Origin of the sequence: Xanthomonas arboricola pv. juglandis (genome assembly GCF_905367715.1) — a bacterium.
GTDB classification, from domain to species: Bacteria; Pseudomonadota; Gammaproteobacteria; order Xanthomonadales; family Xanthomonadaceae; genus Xanthomonas; species Xanthomonas arboricola.
The window spans coordinates 985,509-1,008,388 of sequence record NZ_HG999362.1 but is presented as its reverse complement, the minus strand read 5'-3'; the positions used below and the strand labels follow the sequence as shown (position 1 = coordinate 1,008,388).

General features: G+C 66.3%; 16 protein-coding genes. 2 read left to right on the top strand and 14 right to left on the bottom strand.

Features of this window, described 5'->3' with window-relative positions:
• Positions 1 to 54: 54 nt before the first annotated feature.
• The 7 genes from KHN93_RS04170 to KHN93_RS04140 all read right to left on the bottom strand — a co-directional run bounded on the left by KHN93_RS04170 (position 55) and on the right by KHN93_RS04140 (position 10,379).
• The gene (locus KHN93_RS04170; RefSeq protein WP_212579180.1) at positions 55 to 2,025 is read right to left on the bottom strand and encodes an alpha/beta hydrolase family protein; all 1,971 of its coding nucleotides are present in this window, start codon (positions 2,023 to 2,025) and stop codon (positions 55 to 57) included.
• Positions 2,026 to 2,314: 289 nt separating this feature from the next.
• The gene (locus KHN93_RS04165; protein WP_016903095.1) at positions 2,315 to 3,031 is read right to left on the bottom strand and encodes a response regulator; all 717 of its coding nucleotides are present in this window, start codon (positions 3,029 to 3,031) and stop codon (positions 2,315 to 2,317) included.
• Entirely contained in the window at positions 3,021 to 5,681 is a 2,661-nt protein-coding gene (locus tag KHN93_RS04160; protein WP_039523533.1) for a sensor histidine kinase, read from the bottom strand. The genes KHN93_RS04165 and KHN93_RS04160 overlap by 11 nt, the downstream gene beginning before the upstream one ends.
• Before the next feature lie 61 nt (positions 5,682 to 5,742).
• Complete coding sequence (gene kdpC / locus KHN93_RS04155; protein ID WP_212579179.1) at positions 5,743 to 6,396, bottom strand: potassium-transporting ATPase subunit KdpC; 654 nt, start codon at positions 6,394 to 6,396, stop codon at positions 5,743 to 5,745.
• Between the two features lie 3 nt (positions 6,397 to 6,399).
• On the bottom strand, positions 6,400 to 8,448 hold the full coding sequence (gene kdpB / locus KHN93_RS04150) for a potassium-transporting ATPase subunit KdpB (RefSeq protein WP_184353370.1): 2,049 nt from the start codon (positions 8,446 to 8,448) through the stop codon (positions 6,400 to 6,402).
• Positions 8,449 to 8,459: 11 nt separating this feature from the next.
• Positions 8,460 to 10,271, bottom strand: a complete 1,812-nt coding sequence (gene kdpA / locus KHN93_RS04145; RefSeq protein WP_212579178.1) for a potassium-transporting ATPase subunit KdpA — start codon at positions 10,269 to 10,271, stop codon at positions 8,460 to 8,462.
• Between the two features lie 15 nt (positions 10,272 to 10,286).
• On the bottom strand, positions 10,287 to 10,379 hold the full coding sequence (locus KHN93_RS04140; RefSeq protein ID WP_006452907.1) for a potassium-transporting ATPase subunit F: 93 nt from the start codon (positions 10,377 to 10,379) through the stop codon (positions 10,287 to 10,289).
• A 1,207-nt stretch (positions 10,380 to 11,586) separates the two neighbouring features.
• On the opposite strand from KHN93_RS04140, the gene KHN93_RS04135 reads away from it, so the two are divergent.
• On the top strand, positions 11,587 to 11,925 hold the full coding sequence (locus KHN93_RS04135) for a hypothetical protein (RefSeq protein WP_039509881.1): 339 nt from the start codon (positions 11,587 to 11,589) through the stop codon (positions 11,923 to 11,925).
• A 41-nt stretch (positions 11,926 to 11,966) separates the two neighbouring features.
• On the opposite strand, the gene KHN93_RS04130 is transcribed toward KHN93_RS04135, so the two are convergent.
• A complete protein-coding gene (locus KHN93_RS04130) occupies positions 11,967 to 12,893 on the bottom strand; it encodes a DMT family transporter (protein ID WP_212579177.1) in 927 nt (308 codons plus the stop codon).
• Positions 12,890 to 13,681 carry a PhzF family phenazine biosynthesis protein gene (locus tag KHN93_RS04125; RefSeq protein ID WP_212579176.1) on the bottom strand — a complete coding sequence of 264 codons (792 nt, stop codon included), beginning with the start codon at positions 13,679 to 13,681 and terminating at the stop codon, positions 12,890 to 12,892. The genes KHN93_RS04130 and KHN93_RS04125 overlap by 4 nt, the downstream gene beginning before the upstream one ends.
• A 130-nt stretch (positions 13,682 to 13,811) precedes the next feature.
• Here KHN93_RS04125 and KHN93_RS04120 point away from each other — a divergent pair, with 130 nt between their 5' ends.
• A complete protein-coding gene (locus tag KHN93_RS04120) occupies positions 13,812 to 15,221 on the top strand; it encodes an aminotransferase-like domain-containing protein (RefSeq protein WP_184353214.1) in 1,410 nt (469 codons plus the stop codon).
• A gap of 581 nt (positions 15,222 to 15,802) precedes the next feature.
• Here KHN93_RS04120 and fghA read toward each other — a convergent pair.
• From fghA to KHN93_RS04095, 5 genes are all read right to left on the bottom strand, one after another.
• Positions 15,803 to 16,633, bottom strand: coding sequence for an S-formylglutathione hydrolase (gene fghA, locus KHN93_RS04115; RefSeq protein WP_167704758.1), 831 nt, complete (start codon positions 16,631 to 16,633; stop codon positions 15,803 to 15,805).
• Positions 16,634 to 16,691: 58 nt separating this feature from the next.
• Entirely contained in the window at positions 16,692 to 17,267 is a 576-nt protein-coding gene (gene gfa / locus KHN93_RS04110) for an S-(hydroxymethyl)glutathione synthase (protein ID WP_026064350.1), read from the bottom strand.
• Positions 17,268 to 17,335: 68 nt separating this feature from the next.
• Positions 17,336 to 18,445: an S-(hydroxymethyl)glutathione dehydrogenase/class III alcohol dehydrogenase gene (locus KHN93_RS04105; protein WP_016902625.1), complete on the bottom strand. Its 1,110-nt coding sequence runs from the start codon at positions 18,443 to 18,445 to the stop codon at positions 17,336 to 17,338.
• A 63-nt stretch (positions 18,446 to 18,508) separates the two neighbouring features.
• Positions 18,509 to 18,784 (bottom strand): formaldehyde-responsive transcriptional repressor FrmR, encoded by a 276-nt coding sequence (gene frmR / locus KHN93_RS04100; RefSeq protein WP_016902624.1) that lies wholly within the window; start codon positions 18,782 to 18,784, stop codon positions 18,509 to 18,511.
• A gap of 279 nt (positions 18,785 to 19,063) precedes the next feature.
• Positions 19,064 to 22,639, bottom strand: a complete 3,576-nt coding sequence (locus KHN93_RS04095) for a PAS domain-containing sensor histidine kinase (protein ID WP_244812204.1) — start codon at positions 22,637 to 22,639, stop codon at positions 19,064 to 19,066.
• Positions 22,640 to 22,880: the final 241 nt, after the last annotated feature.

The following is a 22,880-nucleotide window of genomic DNA, read 5'->3' as shown; positions in this document are numbered from 1 at the left end:
TCGAGAGAGTGTCTCCCGCAGCAACGATGAACTGCGGATCAGTACCGCCGCAACTCAACGCAACTGCGCATCCAGCCAATCCAGCACGCGCTGTTGCGCATCCACGCCATGCTCGGTTTCGTAAAACCAGTGCGGGCCACGCGGATAGGTCACCTGCTCGACCGCTGTGCCCTGCAGTTTCAGCGCGCGGTACAACATGTCGCCTTGCGATGGCGGTACGCGTCGGTCGGCCTGCCCATGCAGGATCAGCACCGGCACCTGCACCTTGTCGGCGTAGCGTATCGGCGAGTGTGCGTCGTATTCGACACGGTTGCGCACCGGGTCGCCGAAATAGCCTGGCAGGTAATCGGGCACATCGGTGGTCAACGCCATGGCGCCGATATCGACCACGCCTGCACCGACGATGGCGGTCCTGAAGCGCGATGACTGCGTCACCGCCCATGCAGACAGATACCCGCCATAGCTCCAGCCGCCGATGGCCAGACGCGCAGGATCGATCACGCCTTCGCGTTCGAGTTGGTCCACGCCGTCGAGCACATCCTGAAAATCCGCACCGCCCCAGTCGTGGCGCGCCAGCTCGGTAAACGCCGCACCCTGCCCTTCGGAGCCGCGCGGGTTGGGTAACAGCACCGCGTAACCATGGGTGGACAGCAGTTGCGCCCAGTCATGCCAGGACCCCAACCAGCCGGACGCCCAGGCAGCTCCCGGTCCCCCGTGGATCTGCACCAAGGTCGGCAACGGCGTTCCCGCCTTCCAGCCGGGCGGCGTGACCAACACGCCCGCGATCGATCGCCCATCGCGCGATGAAGTCCAGTTCAATTCGCGCAGCTGGCCATGCGCCCAGGTGGCGACCTGTGGATTGGCGTTACTGCGCTGCGCGAGCTGACCAGCGCGTAACGTCCAGACCTCGGCAGGCTGGTCATCACGCAGACCGAGATAGGCGATATCGCCATTGCGCGCAACGGTGAATGCCTGGTACGGAATCTGCGGCCGGGCAAGCGGCTTCCAGCGCCCGCTGTCGGCATCGATGCGCAGAAAGGCGCCACGTACGCCTTGCAACCCTTCGCCGATCAAGCTGCTGTCGTTTTGCCAACGCGCCAGCCACAAGGTGCCGGGCCAGTCCTGTGCCAGCACCACACGCCGCTGACTGCGCAGCTGCTGCACCACCAGATGCGCCACCATGCCGTGCTCGCCAAGTTGCCCGTACAGCAGCCGGCTGCCATCCGGTGACCATTGCAATGGCAATGCCGAGGCATGCGGCTCCAGCACCGCACCAAGCACGCCGTCCTGCGGCGACAACAGCTGCACGCGCGATGCGTACCAGTAGTCGTTGAGCGTGGTGCCGTCGGACACGCGCAGTGCCAGTTGCCGGCCGTCCGGTGACCAGGCGAGGTCGTGCACCTGCAGGCCGGGCGGTGTCAGCACACGCGTCTGGCCGCTCTGCAGATCACGCACCCACACCCGTGAAAACCGGGTTGGCCGCTCGATCTGCACGGCATCGCGCTTTGCGTCCGCATCGGCCGTTGCCTGCGCGGTGGGCGGATCCAGCGCCAGGTACGCGATCTGGCGCGCATCGGGCGACAGCGAGAACTCACTGACCTCGCCAGCCGAACGCGTCAGCAGCTGCGGTACCGCCCCTCCCATCTGTTGCCAGACCTGAGCTGGCGCCAGTTGCTCGCGGGTGGCGTCGTCCGGCAACGGCCGCGTCGACAGGAAGAGCAGCCTTCGGCCATCCGCAGACCAGCGTGGATGCTGGTCGTTGGCCTCATCGGTTGAGGGCATCGACACCGCGACAGCGGTACCGCGTGCGGGTATCTGCCAGATCTTGCTGAGCGGCAGCTTGCCTTGCGCCTGCGGGATGGCGACGGTGTAGGCGATGCGGCGACCATCCGGACTGATCTGGGGGTCGCCCAAGCTGCGCAGCTGCATGATCTGCGCAGGCGTCGGCACGGTCTGTGCAAACGCGCAGCCGCTCAACAACAGCCAAGCCGACAACAGCCACAGCACACCGAACCGATACCGCATGTCACCCACCTCTTCCAAATGCCGACGCATGCTGCGCCGCGCATGTTGGCATGCCATTAGCGGCGGCGTGAAAGCACCTGCAACGCGTTCCAGACCATGTCCTTGGCCCGCGCCTGGTCTCGTTCCAGGGCATCCCCATCAGGGCGAGACCCTCGCCGCATTGCACCCACGTGCTTGCGGGCTCCTGCATCGCGCGACCGAATGCTCACCCGGCTTTGCACTGTTCGGGACAACCGGATCTCGCTCAAGCTGTCCGCGCCGTCGCCACAAAACAGCTGCGCTGCGCCGGTCAGCGCGTTACCCCGATAAAGCGCAAACCCACGCCCGGCTCGGTGACGATGTAGTGCGGGTCGGCGGCATCGTCGTGCAGTTTCTGGCGCAGCTTGCCGACCAGGATGCGCAGGTAATGGGTGTCTTCCTCGTGGGTGGGGCCCCACACCTCGCGCAGCAGTTGCGGCTGGGTGACTACGCGGCCGGCGTGCTTGAGCAGCAGCGCGAGCAAGGCGTATTCCTTGCGGCTCAACGGCACCGCCTCGCCATCGAGGGTGACCTCGCGCAGGCCCAGGTGGATGTGCAGGCGGCCGTCGTCGAACACGCTCTCTTCCACCGTGCTGCCGGCGCCGGCCTGGCGCAGCAGCGCGCGGATGCGCGCCATCAGTTCCTGCACGCCGAACGGCTTGGTGACGTAGTCGTTGGCGCCGGCATCGAGCGCGGCGACCTTTTCGGTTTCGCCGGCACGCACGGTGAGCATGATCACCGGCACGTTCGACCACTGGCGGATCTCGCGCAGCACCTCGTGGCCGTCGCGATCGGGCAGGCCGATGTCCAGCACCACCAGTTCGGCGCCCTGCCCGGCCAGCGTGGCCAGGCCTTCTTCGGCGGTGCCGGCCTGCAGCACGCGGTAGCCCTGCGCACGCAGGCTGATGTCGAGAAAGCGGCGGATCTGCGGCTCGTCGTCGACGATCAGCACACGGGCAGGCGGGATGGCAGTGGGGTCAGTCGGCATCGGGGCGAGGTGGCGCGGCGGGAACGAGCAACGGCAGCGTAATGCGGATCGTGGTGCCGTGACCATCGGCACCGGCCAGCGCCTCCACGCTGCCGCCATGCGCGCCGATCATGCCCTGGCAGATGGTCAGGCCCAGCCCGGTGCCGTGACGGCCGCGGTCGCCACGCTCCACGCTGTAGAACATGTCGAAAATGCGCGCGCGCTCGTCCTCGGGAATGCCGGGGCCCTGGTCGCCGATATCGATCTGCAGGGCGCCGGCCTGCAGCCGTGCCTGCACGGTGACGGCCACACCGGCTGGCGAAAATTTCGCCGCATTCTCCAGCACGTTGAAGATGGCTTGTTCCACCAGTGCCGGGTGCACCCAGATCGCCGGCAGGTCGGCGGCCAGATCCAGTTGCAGGCGCACCGCCGGCTGGTAGCGCTGCAGCCGCCGCGTGGCCGAGCCGATCAGCTCGTCCACGCCGATCCAGTCGCGCTTCAAGGTCAGCCCGGTGTGGCCGAGCCGGGTCATGTCGAGCAGGTTCTGGATATAGCGATCCAGCCGCTCGCCTTCGAGCTGGATGGTGTCGAGCAGGCTGTGGCGGTCCTGTGCGTCCATTGCATCGCCGTAGCTGGCCAGGCTGCTGGCCGAGCCGATCATCGAGGCCAACGGCGAGCGCAGATCGTGCGAGACCGAGGACAGCAAGGCCGAGCGCAGGCGCTCGGTTTCGCCACTGACGCGCGCGCCTTCCAGATCGGCGACCAGGCGCGTGCGCAGCGCCGCCTGGCCGATGTCCTCCACCATCGCTTCGGCCAGCCGACGCTCCTCCAGGCCGGGCCGCTGCACGCTCTGACGAAAGCGCAGCGCCGCCACCCCCAGGCTGCCGCGTTCGTGCCGCACCGGCAGGCACCACCACTGCGCACCGGCCAGCGTATCGGTGAAGCGGCCAGCCGGCTGACCGTGGCGCTGGGTCCAGTCCGCCGCGCTGCGATCGAGTGCACCGAAGCTGGCCGGTGCATCGCTTTCGCGCTGCTCCAGACGCAACCAGGCCTCTGCATCCAGGGCCGTGGCCAGCGCGCGACGGCCGGCTTCCAGCACCTGCCCCAGGTCGGCGGCGGTGCTGAGCTCGCGGGCCAGCGTCTGCAGCGCATTGGCATGCGCATTGGCGGCGCGCAAGGCCAGCACCTGGCTGCGCAGGCGCGAGGCCAGGCGGCCGGCGACCAGGGCAGCGATCAGGAACAGGCATACCGTCACCACGCCCTGGCGCGCGCTGATGTGCAGGGTGAAGCGCGGTTCGATGAAGAAGAAGTTGTAGGCGACAAAACTCAGCAGCGCGGCGATCACCGCGGCGGCCATGCGCGTGCGCGAGGCCACCAGCACCACCGCGACGATGAACACCATCGACAGGTCGTCGATGTCGGTCCAGCGCTGGATCACCCATGCCACCGCGACCGCGGCAGCGGCCGCGATCGCCGCAAACGCCAGGTCGTAACGCTGCAGCCACTGGCGCGGATTGCGCCAACGCTGGCGCGCACGTGCGCGCGCATCGGCGGAGCTGACGATGACCAGTTCGTAATGCGCGCCACGCTGCAGCAATTGCTGGGTCAGCGTGCGGTTGAACATGCGCGCCAGCGGGCGCTCGCGCGTGCGCCCCAGCACCAGCGTGGACACGCCGTTTTGCGCGGCGAAATCCAGCAACGCCTCGGCGACGTTGGCGCCGTGCAGCAGCGCGGTATCGCCCCCCAGGCGGCGTGTCAGTGCGAAGGCGCGGTCGATCTCCAGCTGCCAGGCGGCGTCGGCCACGGTGCGCGTCTGCACGGTGACCACCGTCCACGGGGCATCGCGTCGTTCGGACAACCGCCGCGCCACCCGCACCAGATAATCCGAGCTGCCACGCCCATCGATGGCCACCACCACGCGGCGACGCAAGGCGGCAGTGCCCGGCAAACCGCGTGCGGCCTGGGTGTCGCGCAGATCGCTGTCGACACGGTCGGCCGCGGTCTGCATCGCCAGCTCGCGCAGCGCGGTGAGGTTGGAGGGCGAGAAAAACGCCTGCAAGGCCTGCGTCGCCTGCTCGGGCAGATACACCTTGCCCTGCTGCAGGCGCTCGATCAGTTCGCGCGGTGGCAGGTCCACCAGCACGATGTCGCGCAGGCGGTCGAACACCGCATCGGGCACGGTTTCGGACACGCGCACGCCGGTGATGCGCAGCACGATGTCGTTGAGGCTTTCCAGGTGCTGGATGTTGACCGTGGTGTAGACATCGATGCCGGCATCGAGCAGTTCCACGATGTCCTGCCAGCGCCGCTCGTGCCGGCTGCCCGGCACGTTGCGATGGGCCAGCTCGTCGATCAGCGCCAGCTTCGGCTTGCGCGCCAGCAACGCGTCCAGGTCGAGTTCTTCCAGCTCCCGGCCCTGGTAGTTGATGCGGGTGCGCGGCAGCAGCGGCAGGCCATCCAGCAGTGCCGCGGTTTCGCTGCGGCCATGGGTTTCCACCACCCCGGCCACCACGTCCATGCCCTGGCGCAGGCGCTCGCGCGCCCGCGACAGCATGGCGTAGGTCTTGCCAACTCCGGGCGCTGCGCCCAGAAACACGGTCAGGCGCCCGCCATGTTCGCGCTGCAGTTCGCCGATCAGCGCGTCGGCTTGTTGGGTGCGGGCGTCAATCATGGAGGCCGGGATTAGGGAAGCGGGATTGGGGATTGGTGCAGCCTACCGCGAGCTGACAGCTCTAGTGCTGTTGCTTTAGCCCATTCCCGATTCCCGACTCCCCATTCCCCGCGCGATCCAGCGCCAAATTCAGTGCCAGCACATTCACCCGCGGCTGCCCGAGCAGGCCGAACTGTGGCTGTTCGGTGGCGGCCCTTACCAGCGCGGCCACGCGCTGTTCCGGCCAGCCGCGCGCGGCGGCGACGCGGCGTACCTGGACCTGGGCGCCGGCCGGGCTCAGGTGTGGATCCAGGCCACTGCCGGACTGGGTGATCAGCTCGGCGGGGACCGCCTCCGGTGCGATGCCGTCGCGTGCAGCCACCTCGGCGCGCGTGGCGGCGATGCGGGTTTGCAGGTCGGGATTGGAACGCGCCTGATTACTGCCGGCCGCAGCGGTCGGGTCGTACTTGGCCGCCGAGGGGCGTGGCTGGAAATAGCGCGCATTGGCAAACGGCTGCGCCATCAGGGCCGAGCCAACCACACGCGCGTCGTCGCGCAGCAACGAGCCATGCGCCTGCTCGGGGAACAGCGCGCCGGTGATGCCGGTGGCGACCAGCGAATAGCTCAGGCCCAGGCCCAGCAGGATGAACAACGCCAGCATCACCGCCCCGCGCAGGGCGCCGTCGTCACGCAACGGCTGCGCCGTGGACGGACCGGTTTTCGAAGAAATCGTCATGACTCAGTTCCCCAAAGTGGCGACAAGCGCCAGGTCGATCAACTTGATGGCAGCAAACGGCAGCAACACGCCACCCACGCCGTACATCAGCATGTTCCGGCGCAGCAGGGCCGTGGCGCTGAACGGGCGAAAGCGCACGCCGCGCAACGCCAGCGGAATCAATGCCGGGATGATCAGCGCATTGAAGATCAACGCCGCCAGCACCGCATGCCGCGGGTTGGACAACTGCATCACGTTGAGCGCGGCCATCGACGGAATCGCCGCGGCAAACAGCGCCGGCAGGATCGCGAAGTACTTGGACACATCGTTGGCCAGCGAGAACGTGGTCAACGCACCGCGCGTGATCAGCTGCTGCTTGCCCACTTCGACCACTGCCAGCAGTTTGGCCGGATCCGAATCCAGATCGACCATGTTGCCGGCCTCCTTGGCCGCCTGCGTGCCGGAGTTCATCGCCAGGCCCACGTCGGCCTGGGCAAGCGCCGGCGCATCGTTGGTGCCGTCGCCGACCATTGCCACCAGCCGCCCGCCGGCCTGCTCGGCGCGGATGCGCGCCAGCTTGTCTTCCGGGCGCGCCTGGGCGATGTAGTCGTCCACGCCGGCTTCGGCGGCAATCGCGGCGGCCGTAAGCGGGTTGTCGCCGGTGATCATCACCGTCTTGATGCCCATCGCACGCAGCTGCGCAAACTTTTCCTTGATGCCTTGCTTGACCACATCGCTCAGCTCGACCACGCCCAGCACATGCCGGCCTTCGGCCACCACCAGCGGGGTGGCGCCGCCACGCGCGACTTCTTCGATGCGGCCGTTCAACTCCGGCGACACCGTGGCGCCCTGCGCCTGCACATAGGCCACGATCGCATCGCCGGCACCCTTGCGGATGCTGCGCCCGGCCAGATCCACGCCGGACATGCGGGTCTGCGCGGTGAAGCCGATGAAATGCGCGCCCTCCGGCTCGACCGCCACCGCGCCCTGCTGGCGTGCCAGCTTCACGATGGACTTGCCTTCCGGTGTCGGGTCGGCCAGCGAGGCCAGCATTGCCGCATCGCGCAGCTGCGTACGGTCGATGCCGGCCAGCGGATGGAACGCGGTGGCCTGCCGGTCGCCGTAGGTGATGGTGCCGGTCTTGTCGAGCAACAGCACGTCCACGTCGCCGGCCACTTCCACCGCCTTGCCGGATTTGGCCAGCACATTGGCAGACAGCGCGCGGTTCATGCCGGCAATGCCGATCGCCGGCAACAGCCCGCCGATGGTGGTCGGGATCAGGCACACCAGCAGCGCGATCAGCAACAGCGGATCCAGCGTGACGCCGACAAAACCCGCAATCGCCGGCAGCGAGGCCACCACGATCAGGAAGGTCAGTGTCATCGCCGCCAGCAACAAGGTCAGCGCAATTTCGTTCGGCGTCTTCTGCCGGTTGGCGCCTTCCACCAAGGCGATCATGCGGTCCAGGAAACTATGCCCCGGCTCGGCGGTGACCTTGAACACGATCTCGTCGGAGAGCACGCGCGTTCCGCCGATCACGCCACTGCGATCGGTGCCGGCCTCGCGCAGTACCGGTGCCGATTCGCCGGTGACCGCCGCTTCGTTGATGGTTGCAACGCCGCGCACGATCTCGCCATCGGCCGGGACGAATTCGCCTTCGGACACCATCACGTAGTCGCCCGGGCGCAGCTCCGCCGCCGGCACGCGGGTCTCGCGGCCGCCAAGTGCGGTTTCCACCCGGCGGGCGACCAGATCCTTGCGTGCACGGCGCAGCGATGCGGCCTGCCCACGCCCGCGCGCTTCGGCGATGGCCTCGGCGAAATTGCCGAACAGTACGGTGACGAACAGGATCGCCGTCACCGCCCAGCCGAATCCGGCATTGCCATACCCGCTGGCGGTGATCACCGCCGCCAGCAGCGTGCCACCCATCACCACCGCCATCACCGGGCTGCGCAGCAGATGCCGCGGCGCCAACTTGAGGAAGGCCGCGCGCATTGCCGCCACCAGCACGGTGGCGTCGAACAACGCCGCGTCACCGCGCGCGCGTTTTTCAGTCGTATCGATCGTAGACATTGCTCAAACTCTCAGGACGCCGCCAGGGCGAGGTGTTCAGCGATAGGACCCAGCACCAGTGCCGGCATGAACTGCAGCACGGTGAGCACCAGCACGATCGCCATCAGGGTCAGCGCGAAGGTTGGCGTTTCGACCTGCAGGCTGCCGGCCGATTCCGGCGCGCGCCGCTTCACTGCCATGCGCGCGGCCACCATCAGCGGCAGGATCAGCGCGGGATAGCGGCCCAATGCCAGCACCGCCGAGCAACTCAGGTTCCACCAGTACGTCGCATCGCCCAGGCCTTCGAAACCCGAGCCGTTGTTGGCAAAGGCCGAGGTGTACTCGTAGAACACCTGGCTGATGCCGTGAAAGCCGGGATTGGAATTGGCGGTAAATGCCGGCACCGCCAGCGCCACTGCGGTGAAGCCCAGCACCACCAACGGCTGCAGCAGGATCAGCAGCGCAAGCAACTGCACCTCGCGCGCTTCGATCTTGCGGCCGAACAACTCCGGCGTGCGCCCGGTCATCAAACCGGCCAGGAACACGCTCAGCAGCAGATACACCACGAACTGCTGCAGGCCGCAGCCGATGCCGCCCCAGATCGCGTTGATCAGCATGTCCACCAGCGTGACCAGACCGCTCAACGGCGCCAGCGAATCGTGCATCGCATTGACCGAGCCGTTGGAGGTCTGCGTGGTCAAGGCCGCCCACAACGCAGACGCATCTGCGCCGACACGCACCTCCTTGCCTTCCATCAAGGCAGCCGAGCCGGCGCTGGCCGAATACGCTTCGGACCACAGCAACAGCGCGGTGGATGCGACCGACATCGTCAGCATGGTGCCGAACACCAGCGCGGTGAGGCGCTTGCGCCCGGTCAGATAGCCGACCATGAACACCACGCTCATCGGCAACAGCACCAGCGCCAACGTCTCCAGCAGGTTGCTCAGCGGCGTGGGATTTTCCAGCGCCACCGAACTGTTGGGGCCGTACCAGCCGCCACCGTTGGTGCCGAGCTGCTTGACCGCGACCATCGCCGCAACCGGCCCGACCGGAATGGTCTGCTTGGACATGCCGGCGCTGCTGTCCAGCGGTGCGGCGGTGGCCGCACCCTGCAGCGTGGAGGGCACGCCCTGCCAGCCGAGCAGCACGGTCCACAGCAGGCACAGCGGCAGCAACACACGCACGCTGGCGCGGATCACATCCGCCCAGTAATTGCCGACGTCTGCCTCCGGCAATGCCTCCAATCCGGTAGCCGACTGCTGCCGCCCCGGGCGCGGCATGACCTCCGGCTCCTCCAGCTTAGCCACCCGTGGCTTGGCGCTGGCCGTCGCATTGAATGCCGGCGAGGCATCGAACACAGTTGCGACCGCCCGCCCACCGAACAATGCGCGCAAGGTTGCCACCGCCAATGCCAGGCCCATCATCGGCGTCACCACCTGCAGGCCGACGATGCCGGTCATCTGCGCCAGATACGACAACTGCGCCTGGCCCGAGTAGTGCTGCTGATTGGTGTTGGTGACGAACGACACCATGGTGTGCAGCGCGGTGTCCCAGCGCATGTTCGGGATGGCGTCCGGGTTGAACGGCAGCCACCCCTGGGTCATGAACACTGCCCAGGTGAGCAGGCCGACAACCAGGTTGCTGAGCAGGAACGCCACCGCATACCCACGCCACGACATGCCCTGCTGCGGGCGGGTGCCGAGCAACGCATACAACGGCCGTTCGATCCAGCCGAACAGTGCGTCGCCACGCATCGGGGCGCCGCGCATCACCGCTGCCAGGTAGCGGCCCAGGGGCCAGGCCAGCACGATGGCCAGCGCGTAGACAAGGAGAGTTTCAATCATTGGAGCGCACTCGCATCAGAAGTCTTCGGGGCGCAGGACCACGTACAACAGGTACGCGGCGGCAACGAGTACGGCCACGCCGCACAACAGGGACAACCAGGCAGGCATGTCGGCTACTCCCCGAGACGCGCGCAATGCGGCGCGATGGATGCGAGATGCGACGGCGCATGCAGCGTCTGCAGGCCGACAAGGCAAAGCGCTGCGGCACCGCGCGCGTAGCGGCGATGGAGCAGACAGGTCAAGGGATGCATCGGGATCGTCCACGGCGGAACCGCTCCGCCAACCTGCGCAGTGTCTTCCCGGGCTGCGTAAAGTCGCTATGGACCTGCGACAGCCCCCGCGTAAATTCCGCATAAATGCTGTGTGGCGACGGTCTGCAGGCACGTCTCCACGCTATGCAGTCGTTTCCGGGCAACTTCGGCCTCCAGTCCCAACTCAGGACGACCAGGTTTTGAGTCAGGGCGTTATGAGGTTGGAGCAGAGCCTCGTTGGTCGAGGGCGCGGTGCCCTCACCACTTCCGGGACACGCCGTGAATCCGTCCATGGAGGCTCCTTGGCGGCATCCATGCCGCCAAGGGTCCCGGAACCGGCAAGGGCACCGCACCAGGATTTGCTGAGGTTGCTTTATCGAAAGCCTGCTGATTGCTCGGCTCGTCTTGGCAACTGATTGGCCATGCTGCAAACACTGCATGCCACGCCCTGCTTACCCGTGCGCACCGACCATCTGGACTGGTCCTTGCCCGCTCACCGTCGCGGGACCTTACGCGGCATGGATGCCGCGTAAGAGCCTACATGGACGTACTTGCGGCGTGTCCTGCGATGGTGGGCGGGCAAGGGCCCTGCAGCCAAGCTCACAGCGTCGAGGGCGCGGCGAAGACACCGCACCCGTTACCGGCTGTTTTGAAAAACCATGCACACCGACCATCTGGACTGGTCCTTGCCCGCCCACCGTCGCGGGACCTTACGCGGCATGGATGCCGCGTAAGAGCCTACAGGGACGTACTTGCGGCGTGTCCCGCGATGGTGGGCGGGCAAGGACCCTGCAGCGGAGCCGCAGATCAGCCGCTCTACAACTGATCTAGCCGCGCGACCTCATCCCTAATACACAAGGACACAAAGACAACCGGGATTCCGAGTCGCAGCCTCGCTCACCAGATGCCGTCAAAACCTGGCGAGGCGAGCACACAGCGCCCTCCCCGCTCGCGGAACAGCCCGTGACTCCGCACCTGGAGGCTCCCACGTGTCCACACCTGTCGACGGAGCGCTCACCGCCGCTGCACTAACGTACCGGAGTCATCCATCAGAGTCCTTGCACATGCCTGTCAGCTACTCGATCAGCCTGCCCGACCCCAAGCTCGCCCGCGGCGGCGATGCGAGCGTGAGCTTTAGTGCCCATGGTGCCGAGGCCTTTGCCGAACAGTTGCAGGCTGCCTTGCGTGATCCGGCCTGGTTCGATCGCTGGCGCCAGCTGCAGGCCGACCCGGACGCGGTGGACCCCAGCCTGGGCGTGACCGATCCGTCGGCCACGGTTACCGGCAAGCAGGGCGATCTGCGTGTGGACCTGGTCGCCACTACCAGCATCCCCGGCGACCTGCTCAAGCAACGCATGCAGGCCCTGGCCGGGCACCACTGGGAACTGCGCGACGTACGTTGAGTTCCACGGCCGCCGCGTGCACGACGCGGCGGCAACGTCGCTCAGGCCGGTGCGTTGTCTGCCACACGCCGCGGCCAGCGCCATTTCAGATTCACCGCCAGCGTGCCCACCACGATCAGCGCCAGGCCCAGCCACTGCACCGGTACCAATGCGTGGCCGTAGAGCAGATAGTCCAGCAGTAGCGTCACCAGCGGATAAACGAACGCCAGCACCGCAATCGTGGCCACATGCAGATGGCGATAGGACGAATAGAACAGCACATAGACGATGCCGCTGTGGATCACGCCCAGGCCCACCAACCACAGCCAGTGCAGGCCCGGATGCAACGCCGCACTGCTGGAAAACCCGGCCAGCAGGAACGTGCCGACCCAGCATTGCACCGTCACCACCGCCAGCGGCCGCTCGCGGCTGATGCGGCGCGACATCAGCAGCGACGCACCGCATAGCAACGCCGCCAACAGCGTGAGCGCGATGCCGATCAGATAGCCACGGTCGGCCGCCTGCCACAACCGCGCCGGATTTGCGGAGCAGGCCACGCCGACGAATGCCAGCAACGCCCAGCCCAGATCGGCACGCCGCGTGCGCTCGCCCTGCAACAACGCGGCCAGCAGCAACATCACGAACGGAAACACATGGTAGACCATAGTCGCCACGCCGATCGACGAGCGCGCCATGCCGGCGAACAACGCCACCCAATTCAACACCAGCAGCACACCGCTGACGATGGCATCGCGCAACAGCGCACGCTCGCGCCACAGCCCTCGTAGCTGTCCACCGACCAAGCCACATCCGCTAAGAAACAGCGCCCCGAACAGGCAGCGATAGAACACCGCCGTCACCGGATCCTGCCCGCTTTCGCGGACGAACACGCCGACCGAACCGATCAGGACTTCGGCAACCAGCAATTGCCAGACCGCCCGTCGCCCGGCGCCGGTCGATGTCGCTTGCACGGGCAATGGAATACTCATAGCGCAATGGTTCCCTGCAGATACTGGACAGCACTGCCACGCACGTAGACATGCTGCGGCTCGACCCGGCACTGCAGTTCGCCGCCACGCGCGGATGCCTGCAGCGCGGTGAGCTGCGTCTTGCCCAGCCGCTGCGCCCACAGCGGCGCAAGCGCGGCATGAATCGATCCGGTGACCGGATCTTCGCTGCCGCCGTTGGACGGCCAGAAATAGCGGGAGACAAAATCATGCTCAAGGCCTGGTGCGGTGACCGCCACATCGCGCGGCGCCAGCGCCAGCATCCGGCCCAGATCCGGCGTCACCGCACGCACCTGTGCTTGGTCGGCGTAGACAGCGATATACGCCTGCGCATTCGCATAGACAGCTTGGGGCGCGATCGATAACGACTCAGACAACGCGTGCGGCACCACTTGCAGCAGCGACGGCTCCTGGTTGGGGAAGCGCAGCTCGAAGCTGCGCTCGTCCACCCTGGCAACGGCGATCTCACCGACAGCCGGCGCACGCAAGCGCAGCGGAAACGCCGCCAGCTGGTGCGTCGCGATCACGAACGCGCTGGCCAAGGTCGCATGCCCGCAGAAGCCGACCTCCTTGAGCGGAGAAAACCAGCGGATGTCGAATACGCCACTGTCGTCGCGGACGAAGAAAGCGGTCTCCGAAAGGTTGTGTTCGCTGGCGATGGCCTGCATCACCGGCTCCGGCAACCAGGCCTGCAACGGCACCACGGCTGCCGGATTGCCCCTGAAACGCACCGTGGTGAACGCATCGACGATAAACACAGGAAGCAGCACGGCCAACCTCACAAAAGGGAACCCATACCTGGCGTACTCACCGGGCACGGCCAGTCTGCAACGTGCTACCCGACCATCACAGATTCAGATACGCTGCAAATTGACCAATACAGATGGAAGGCGCCCGCAGATGTTGCTGTACGAATCGCTGGCCACGCAGCTGCGGCAGCAGATAGAAGGCGGCACCTTGCGTGCCGGCGAGCGCCTGCCCTCGATCCGGCAACTGGCCGCCAACCATGGCATCAGCACTGCCACCGCCGTGCAAGCCTGCCTGCAACTGGAACGCGAGGGGCGCGTGCAGGCGCGCCCGCGTTCGGGCTACTTCGTGCGCAGCACGACGCCTGCGTTGCCGGCCGCAGCACCCGTCACACGTCGGCGCAAGCCGGGCATGGTCGACAACCCCGCCTTGCAGCGCGTGCTCGACACCTTGGCGCGTACCGACCTGGTGCCGCTACACACTGCCACCCCCGCGCCTGCGCTATTGCCCACCGCACAACTGGCCGCGGCCCTGTCGCGGCAGCTGCGTCGCCAGCGCTCGGCGGCGTTGGATTACGCACCGCCGCAAGGCCAACCCGCACTGCGCCGGCAGATCGCACAACGTTATGCACACTGCGCAACCACCGTCGACGCGGAAGAAGTGGTGATCACCGCCGGCGCGATGGAGGCGATCAGCCTGGCGCTGCGCACGCTCACCGCACCAGGCGATGTGGTGCTGGTGGAAACGCCCACGTATCACGGCATCCTGCAGGCGGTGGCGGCACTGCGCCTGAAGGTGCTGGAGGTACCCAACCGTCCCGGCCAGGGTATCGATGTCGCGCGTCTGGATACGCTGCTGCAGCGCACGCCGGTGCGTGCGGCAGTGCTGATTCCCAACTTCAACAATCCCAGCGGTAGCCTCACGCCCGACAGCGCCAAGCGCGCATTGCTCGACAGCTGCGCACGCCATGGCACCGTGGTGATCGAGGACGATATTTATGGCGAACTGGATTGGTCGGGGCAACGTCCACGTCCGCTGCGCCACTTCGATACCCATGCCAACGTGATCACCTGCGGCTCGTTCTCCAAGGTGCTCTCGCCCGGCCTGCGGGTGGGTTGGTTGCTGGGTGGCGACTGGACCGACGCCCTGGTGCGCGCCAAGTACTTTTCCACCGTCGGCAGCGCCAGCCTGCCGCAACTGGCACTGGCCGACTACCTGGCGCAACACGATCTGGAACGGCATCTGCGCAAGCTGCGCCGCACCCTGGCCGACAACGGGCAGCGGCTGCGCGATGCCATCGTGCGGCATTGGCCGGAAGGCACGCGCGTGGGCGACCCGGCAGGTGGGTTATCACTATGGCTGCAGTTGCCCGACGGCGGTAGCGGCCAGGCCGTGTTCGAGGCCGCGCTGGCAGAACGCATCGGCACCTCGCCCGGTCATCTGTACTCCAGCCGTGGCGACTACGCAGATCACCTGCGGCTGACCTGCGGCCAGCCATGGAGCGACACGCTGGAGCGCGCGATGCGCCGATTGGGCAAGCTTGCGGCGCAGGTGGCGCGTTAGCCGTTCTTGGTTTGTGGCAATGGCTATAGCCGACAAGATAATGATGTGACGCAGCTGGTCGACGCAGACTTTGGATGCGAAAAGGCCGCTTGCGCGCCTTACAAGGAAGTCTGCAGGGCATTGTGTTGAAGCCTGCCTGTTGAATGCGCTGTATTGAAAAGCTGACAGGACGCCGTTATCCAAACAACGGCACGCCATGCTCTGCTTGCACCAGCGCACCGACCATCTCGCCTGGTCCTTGCCCGCCCACCGTCGCGGGACCTTACGCGGCATGGATGCCGCGTAAGAGCCTACACGGACGTACTTGCGGCGTGTCCCGCGATGATGGGCGGGCAAGGGCCCTGCAGCCACGCCGCAGATCGGCCGCTCTACAAGCCCATCTGCCCGCTCCACCGGGCTTCACCCGTACCCTCATCCGCCCCTGCGGGGCACCTTCTCCCGAGGGGAGAAGGGAGGTCAATTCGAGGCTTTATTCATGCCACGGCCCACGCAACACGGCAGCGCGGCAATGCAAGATAACCCAATGCGCGCCACCATCCACCATCGCATACCACGCATCTACTGCGCACTCGACCAGCCGATCAACCACGCAATGCCGCGGCATGGTGCGCGATGTGTTCGCCGATAAAGCTGGCGATGAAGTAGTAGCTATGGTCGTAACCGGGCTGCAGCCGCACCGTGACCGGATAACCGGCGGCCTTGGCAGCCTGTTCAAACAGCGACGTCTTCAGCTGGTTCTCGAGGAATTCGTCGCCATCGCCCTGATCGATCAACAGCGGCAGGCGTTCCTGCGCCTGTGCGATCAACGCAGTGGCGTCGTACGCTTGCCACGCTGCGCGGTCCTGACCCAGATACTGGCCGAATGCCTTCTCGCCCCACGGCACCTGGCTGGGCGCCACGATCGGCGAGAGTGCCGACACGCTGCGATAGCGGCCCGGATTCTTCAACGCGATGGTCAAGGCGCCATGGCCGCCCATCGAGTGGCCGCTGATCGCGCGCGCGCCGGTGGTGGCGAAGTTCGCTTCGATCAACGCCGGCAATTCGTTCACCACATAGTCGTACATGCGGTAATGCGCCGCCCACGGCTGCTCGGTGGCATCTACATAGAAGCCGGCGCCCTTGCCGATGTCGTAGCCATCCGCGTCGGCCACATCGTCGCCACGCGGGCTGGTGTCGGGCGCGACGAGGATCACGCCATGCTCGGCCGCATACCGCTGCGCGCCGGCCTTGCTGATGAAGTTCTGTTCGCTGCAGGTCAGCCCGCTCAGCCAGTACAGCACCGGCAACGGACCATCGGCGGCCTGTGGCGGCAGATAGACGCCGACCTGCATGCTGCAGTTCAAGCTCTGCGACTGATGCCGGTAGACATCTTGCCAGCCGCCGAAACAGGCATGGTGTTCGATACGTTCCATGAGATTCCTTCGATAAAAACCTGCGGCCGGCACGAGCGCCGGCCGCGGGGTTGGACGATCAGTGCAGCAAACCTTTCTTGCGTGCCACGTTGGCGGCCAGCGCATCCATCAATCCCGGCGACAGGCAGTCGTACGGGGTCAGTCCGAGCTCGTTGAGGCGCGCACGCACGCCGTCCATGTCCGCCGGCGGCGTGCCGGTTTCGATGATGGAGGATACGAACGCCGCAAAGCCCGGCGGCGACCAGCCCGACTGCTGCGACAACTCGGTATGGATGAAGTCCAGCCCGTAAAACGCGTGCCCCTTGTCTTCGATGCGACCGAACATATGTACGCCGCAGCCGGTGCACGCATGCCGCTGGATCGCCGCGCTTTCGTCGACGACCTTGAGCTTCTCCGCATGCGCGGTCACCGTGACCTTGTCGCGCGGCACCACCGCAATCACCGAAAAGGTCGCGCCTTCCGGCTTCCAGCATTTACTGCAGCCGCAGGCGTGGTTGTGCGCGGTCTGCGCAGCCACGTCCACGGTCACCTTGTCGCTGGCGCAGTGACATTCAAGGGTTCCGCCCTGAAAGCTTTCTGCACCGCCACGCGCTACACCACTGTCTACCGAAGGATGAATCGAGACGCTGGTCATCATGCCCCTCCCGGAGTATCGGGTACCACGTGCGCGGAAGCGGCCGCGCGCCGCTCCTGGCCGTACGGTCAGAAATGGATCACGGTGCGGATCGACTTGCCTTCGTGCATCAGGTGGAAGGCCTCGTTGATCTCTTCCAGCGGCATGGTGTGGGTGATGAAGGGATCGAGATCGATCTCGCCCTTCATCGATTGTTCCACCATGCCCGGCAACTGGGTCCGTCCCTTGACGCCGCCGAAGGCCGAACCGCGCCACACGCGGCCGGTCACCAGCTGGAACGGACGGGTGCTGATTTCCTGGCCGGCGCCGGCCACGCCGATGATGACGCTCTCGCCCCAGCCCTTGTGGCAACACTCCAGCGCCGAACGCATCACGTTCACGTTGCCGATGCACTCGAAGCTGAAGTCCACGCCGCCATCGGTCAGCTCGACGATGACCTCCTGGATCGGCTTGTCGTAGTCCTTGGGGTTGATGCAATCGGTGGCGCCCATGCTGCGCGCCAGATCGAACTTGCCAGGGTTGGTGTCGATGGCCAGGATGCGCCCGGCCTTGGCCTGCACCGCGCCCTGGATCACCGCCAGCCCGATGCCGCCCAGGCCGAACACTGCCACGCTTTCGCCCGGCTTGACCTTGGCGGTGTTGTGCACCGCGCCGATGCCGGTGGTGACGCCGCAACCGAGCAGGCAGACCTTTTCCAGCGGCGCTTCCGGGTTCACCACCGCCAGCGAGATCTCCGGCACCACGGTGTACTCGCTGAAGGTGCTGCAGCCCATGTAGTGGTAGATCGGCTCGCCGTTGTAGGAGAAGCGCGTGGTGCCGTCGGGCATCAGGCCCTTGCCCTGGGTGGCGCGCACGGCCTGGCACAGGTTGGTCTTGCCCGACAGGCAGAACTTGCACTTGCGGCATTCGGCCGTGTACAGCGGGATCACGTGGTCGCCGACCTTGACGCTGGTGACGCCCTCGCCGACCTGCTCGACGATGCCGCCGCCCTCGTGGCCCAGCACGGACGGGAAGATGCCTTCCGGGTCGTCGCCGGACAGCGTGAACGCGTCGGTGTGGCACACACCGGTGTGGGTGATGCGGACCAGCACTTCGCCAGCCTGTGGCGGTGCGACGTCGATCTCGACGATTTCCAGCGGCTTGCCGGGTCCGAATGCAACTGCTGCACGGGATTTCATGTGGTGGCGCTCCTGACGATGGGGTTCAAGGACGGGCACGGCAGGCGCCGGCCCGGTGGGAGTTCATTTGAGATAGGACCGGACCAGCCCGAGCAGCTCCTGCACCCGCTCGGCGCGCTGCGCGTCAGAGGCGGCGGCGTGGCCGAAGTCTTCGCGGATATGCGCTTCGAGCACCTGCGACATCAGCCCGTTGACGGCACCCCGGATCGCGGCGATCTGCTGCAGCACAGGCGCACAGTCTGCGCCCGCCTCCAGCGCGCGCTCAAGCGCGTCGCACTGCCCGCGCAGGCGCCGTACGCGTGCTAGCGCCCGCTTTTTCTCCTGCGGCGAATGCGGCATGACGGCTCCGGCTAAATACTGGGGGGCAGTATATGGATTCGCCCGAAAAAATCCATGCCCGCGAGGAAGTTCGCTCAACCAGCGCCGAAGACGGCTGCGGCATGGATCGGCGCCCAGCTGCAACAACATCCGCGCCAGCCATGGCGCTGACCGTCCATCCAGGCGCCTGCCGCTCGTCGACCCGTGCTGCTGCGCTGCTGCGGATTACGCGTGCCGGCCGCCGCTGGCGTCGCACTGCAGCACGCCACTGGCAGGCGTGTGCAGGCGCAGCACGCATATTCAGCTGTCGTCGCTTTCTAAACGCATGCTCTCCGACACCGGCAGCTCGATGGTGCAGCGCACGCCGTCCGGCCCCAGTACGTAGGTCGTCTCGGCCTGCAGCTGATACGGCAGCGCGCGTTCGATCAGCTCGCGCCCATAGCCGGAGCCTTGTGCCGCTTCGCCAGGCGCCGGCATGTGCACACCGGTCTCGCTCCACTCGATGCGCAGGCGCGTGCCCTTGGCGGTACCCAGCAGGCGCCAGCGCACCCGCAACTGGCCGCCGGCCTGCGCAAGCGCGCCGTACTTGTTGGCATTGGTCGCCAGCTCGTGCAGGGCCAGCGCAAAGGTCTGCACGGTGCTGGAGCGCAGACGCACGCCAGCGGGGCCGTCCAGTGTCACGCGGTCGCCTTGGCCTTGCGCATCGATCGCACCCATGGCCGACAGCTCGACCCGGATCAATTCATCGAACAGGATGCGATCGCCTTCGTTCAGGCGCGACAGCAGGCCCTGCACGCGCGCCAGGGCATCCAGGCGATCGTTGTAGATCAGCGCCAACTCGGCGATGGTCTTGCTGCTGCGCTGCGTGCGATTGAAGACCACACGCACCACACCCATCAAATTACGCGTGCGGTGCTGCAGCTCGGCCAGCAACACTTGCTGGCGATCTTCCCACTGCCGTCGCCGGGTCACGTCCTGGCCGATCTTGAGATAGCCCAGCGGCTCGGCACTGCCATCGCGCAACGGCCGCGTCGCGCCCTCGATGAACACGTGCCGGCCATCCTTGCATTGATGCCAGCGCACATTCGGCGCGCCGCCGGTGTAATGCGCCTGCTCGATCTCGCGCTGCGGCACGCCGGTCAGCCGATCTTCGGCAACGAAGGTCATGGCGATGTGCTGGCCGATCGCCTCTTCCGCGGTCCAGCCGAATACCGCCTCCGCACCCGGCGGCCAGGTCTGGATGTGTCCGCGCGTGTCGGTGGTAAAGATTGCGTAGTCGAGCGCGCTCTCCAGGATCACCCGGTAGCGCTCCTCGCTTTCGAGCAGCGCTCCCTGTGCACGCGCACGCTCCAGCGCCGCCCAGGTGCGCTCGGCAGTTTCCTCTGCCAGACGGATCTCGGCGGCATTCCAGTTGCGCGCGCTGCGTTGATTGACCACGAAGGTGGCCACCAGCCGGCCGCCCTTGATCAGCGGCACCACGATCAGCGCAGCGATCTGGTTGCCCAGGTAGGCCGCGCGCTGATCATCGGGCAAGGCAGGATCGGTGGCGGCATCGCGCACCACCCAGGTCTGCGCGTCGAGCAGCCAGGGCATCGGCCAGTCGGTCAACGCAAAGCGACGCGCATGACTGGTTTCATCGGGCTGATGCCAGTCACGCTCGACCACGTACTGTTGCGCCCTGGCATCCACTTCCACGTAGTAGGCGCGGCCGGCGTTCAGATGCTCGCCCAGCACGCGTGCGGCCTCGCCCTGGATTGCGGCCGGATCGGGCAGTGGCCGCAGGGCGTCGGAGAGTTTCAGCAGGAAGGCATTGCGGTCCTGCACTTCGCGTAGCGCCGCTTCGGTGAGCTTGCGGTCGGTGATGTCGAGCACGAACTCGAAGCCGGTGCCGTCGGGCAAGCGCTTGGACGCAAACAGGGCCCAGCGCCGGGTTCCGTCCTTGCACAGGTATTCGCGCTCATACGGTGTGGCACTGCCCTTGGTCCTGAGTTCCTCGAACGCCCGCTCGCACAGGTCCCTGGCTTCGGGTGGGGTCAGCGCCTGCCAGGAGAGCGTGCCCGCTTCCACGTCGGCACGGCTGTAGCCGCTCATTTTCAGGAAGGTGTCGTTGGCATCGGTGAGGCGGCCGCCCATGTCGAAGTAGGTCGCACCGACGGTTTCGATCGTCAATGCGGTGCGGAAGCGTTCTTCGCTGGCACGCAGCCGCGCGTCGGCGCGTTTCTTGTCGGAGATGTCGCGGAAGTACACCGACATGCCGCCATCGTTGGTGGGATAGATGCTGATATCCACCCAGCACCCCAATGCCGGCGACAAGGCTTCCAGCCTGACCACCTGACGTGTCTGCGACGCCTGCACATGCGCCTGATACGGAAGTGACCCGATCGAGTCGGGAAACTGCTCCCACAGCAGGTTTCCCAGCAGTTGGTCGCGAGCACGCCCCCACAGCAGCTCGGCTTTCTGATTGATGTAGGTGAAGCGCCCCTGCGCGTCGACGCCATAGAAGGCATCGGAAATACTTTCGAGGATGTCGCGATTGCGCTCGGCAAGCGCGCCCACTTCCGTCTGCACCTGGCGCTGCACCGTGACGTCCTGCACCACCGCAACGCCACCGGTCACACGGTCCTCTTCGCGCAGCGCCACCGCAGTGATGCGCAACCAGCGCTGCGCGTTACGAGGATCAATGAAATCCACCGGCACGGTCGTGTCTTCGCCGCGCAGCGCGCGAGCGCAGGGAAATTCCTGGATCGCGACCACCTGCCCCTGCTGATCGACACCGGCCCGCGGTTGCTCCTGCACTGATTCGCGCGAAGGAACCCGCTCTGCCAATTGGTCACGCAATTGTGGATTGCGGTAGGTGAAACGGCCTTGCGTATCGAACAGGCCAATTCCGATCGGAACCTGATCGAGCACATAGGTCAGCCGCGCCTCGCTCTCGCGTAGATGTTCCTCGGCCTGCTTGCGCGCGGTGACATCGGCGCCGGCACCGAACCACTCGGTGATGCGCCCATCCGCATCCAGTGCCGGTACCGCCTTGGTCGCCATCCACGCAATGCTGCCGTCGGCGCGTCGCACCCGATGCTCGAACACGATCGCGCTGCGCGCGCGGATGCCTGCATCGATCCTGCTCCGCACCAGCGCCTGATCCTCTGCAGGGATGTAATCCATGATCCAGGAACGGCTGGTCGCCATCGCATCGGCAGCGCGTTCGCCGGCGGTCAGCTGGTGCATCTCGTCCCAGTCGGCGCTCATACGGTAATGCACTTCGGAACTCGCCGCCGACAGCGCGGCAAGCCGCGATTCGCTGGTACGCAGCGCCAGCTCGGCACGGTGGCGCTCGATGTAGTCGGCAGCCGTCCATGCGAGCAGTTCGAGCAATCTGAGTTCATGCTCCGCAGGCCGATACGGCACGGTGAACTGGGTCCCGAGCAATCCCAGCAGGCCACCGGCACGATTGAACAACGGAGTGAACTGGGCAGCACGGATGCCGCTGCACAGCGCTGCCTCGTAATCGGGGGTTCCCTTCAACGGGGTAAAGGTTTCGATGTCCTCGATCACCAACTGCCGGCGTTCGCGCCGCACGGTGTCGCAGGTCGCCTGAAAGCCGTCCTTCAGGAACTGCTGCACGAATGCACTGCGTTCGTCATGTCCGCGATAGACACGCAGCTCCATCTCGCTGTTGTGGGCGCTGACCAGTTGCACGCAGCCGCAATCGGTACGCGCGAAGGCACAGGCAAGCGCGGTGATTTCCTGCAGCGCGATGCGGGCATCGGCCTGTGCCGCCAGGCTGACCTGTAGTGCATGCAGGCGACGCATGCCGGAAAGCTCGTCCCGCAGCGCCGCGTTGTCCTGCATGGTGTCGTCGGGCACGGCACTCATCGTGTCCGGCTCTTGCCTGCGCGCATCGTCATCGATCATTCGTACCGGGTGAGCCCACACAGTGGGCAATCGATGGCGAAGAGCTTGTCAGTAGCGTGCTCGACACTGCCGAGTGTCGTCGGGTGCCTGGTGTACGGATAGGACCCGGCTGAAGCATCACGGAGGGAAATCGCTTCAGTCGGCCTCGCGACTGCCTGGCGGTTGTCAGAGGATCCAGGTAGAGGCCGCCAAGCGCGGCCAG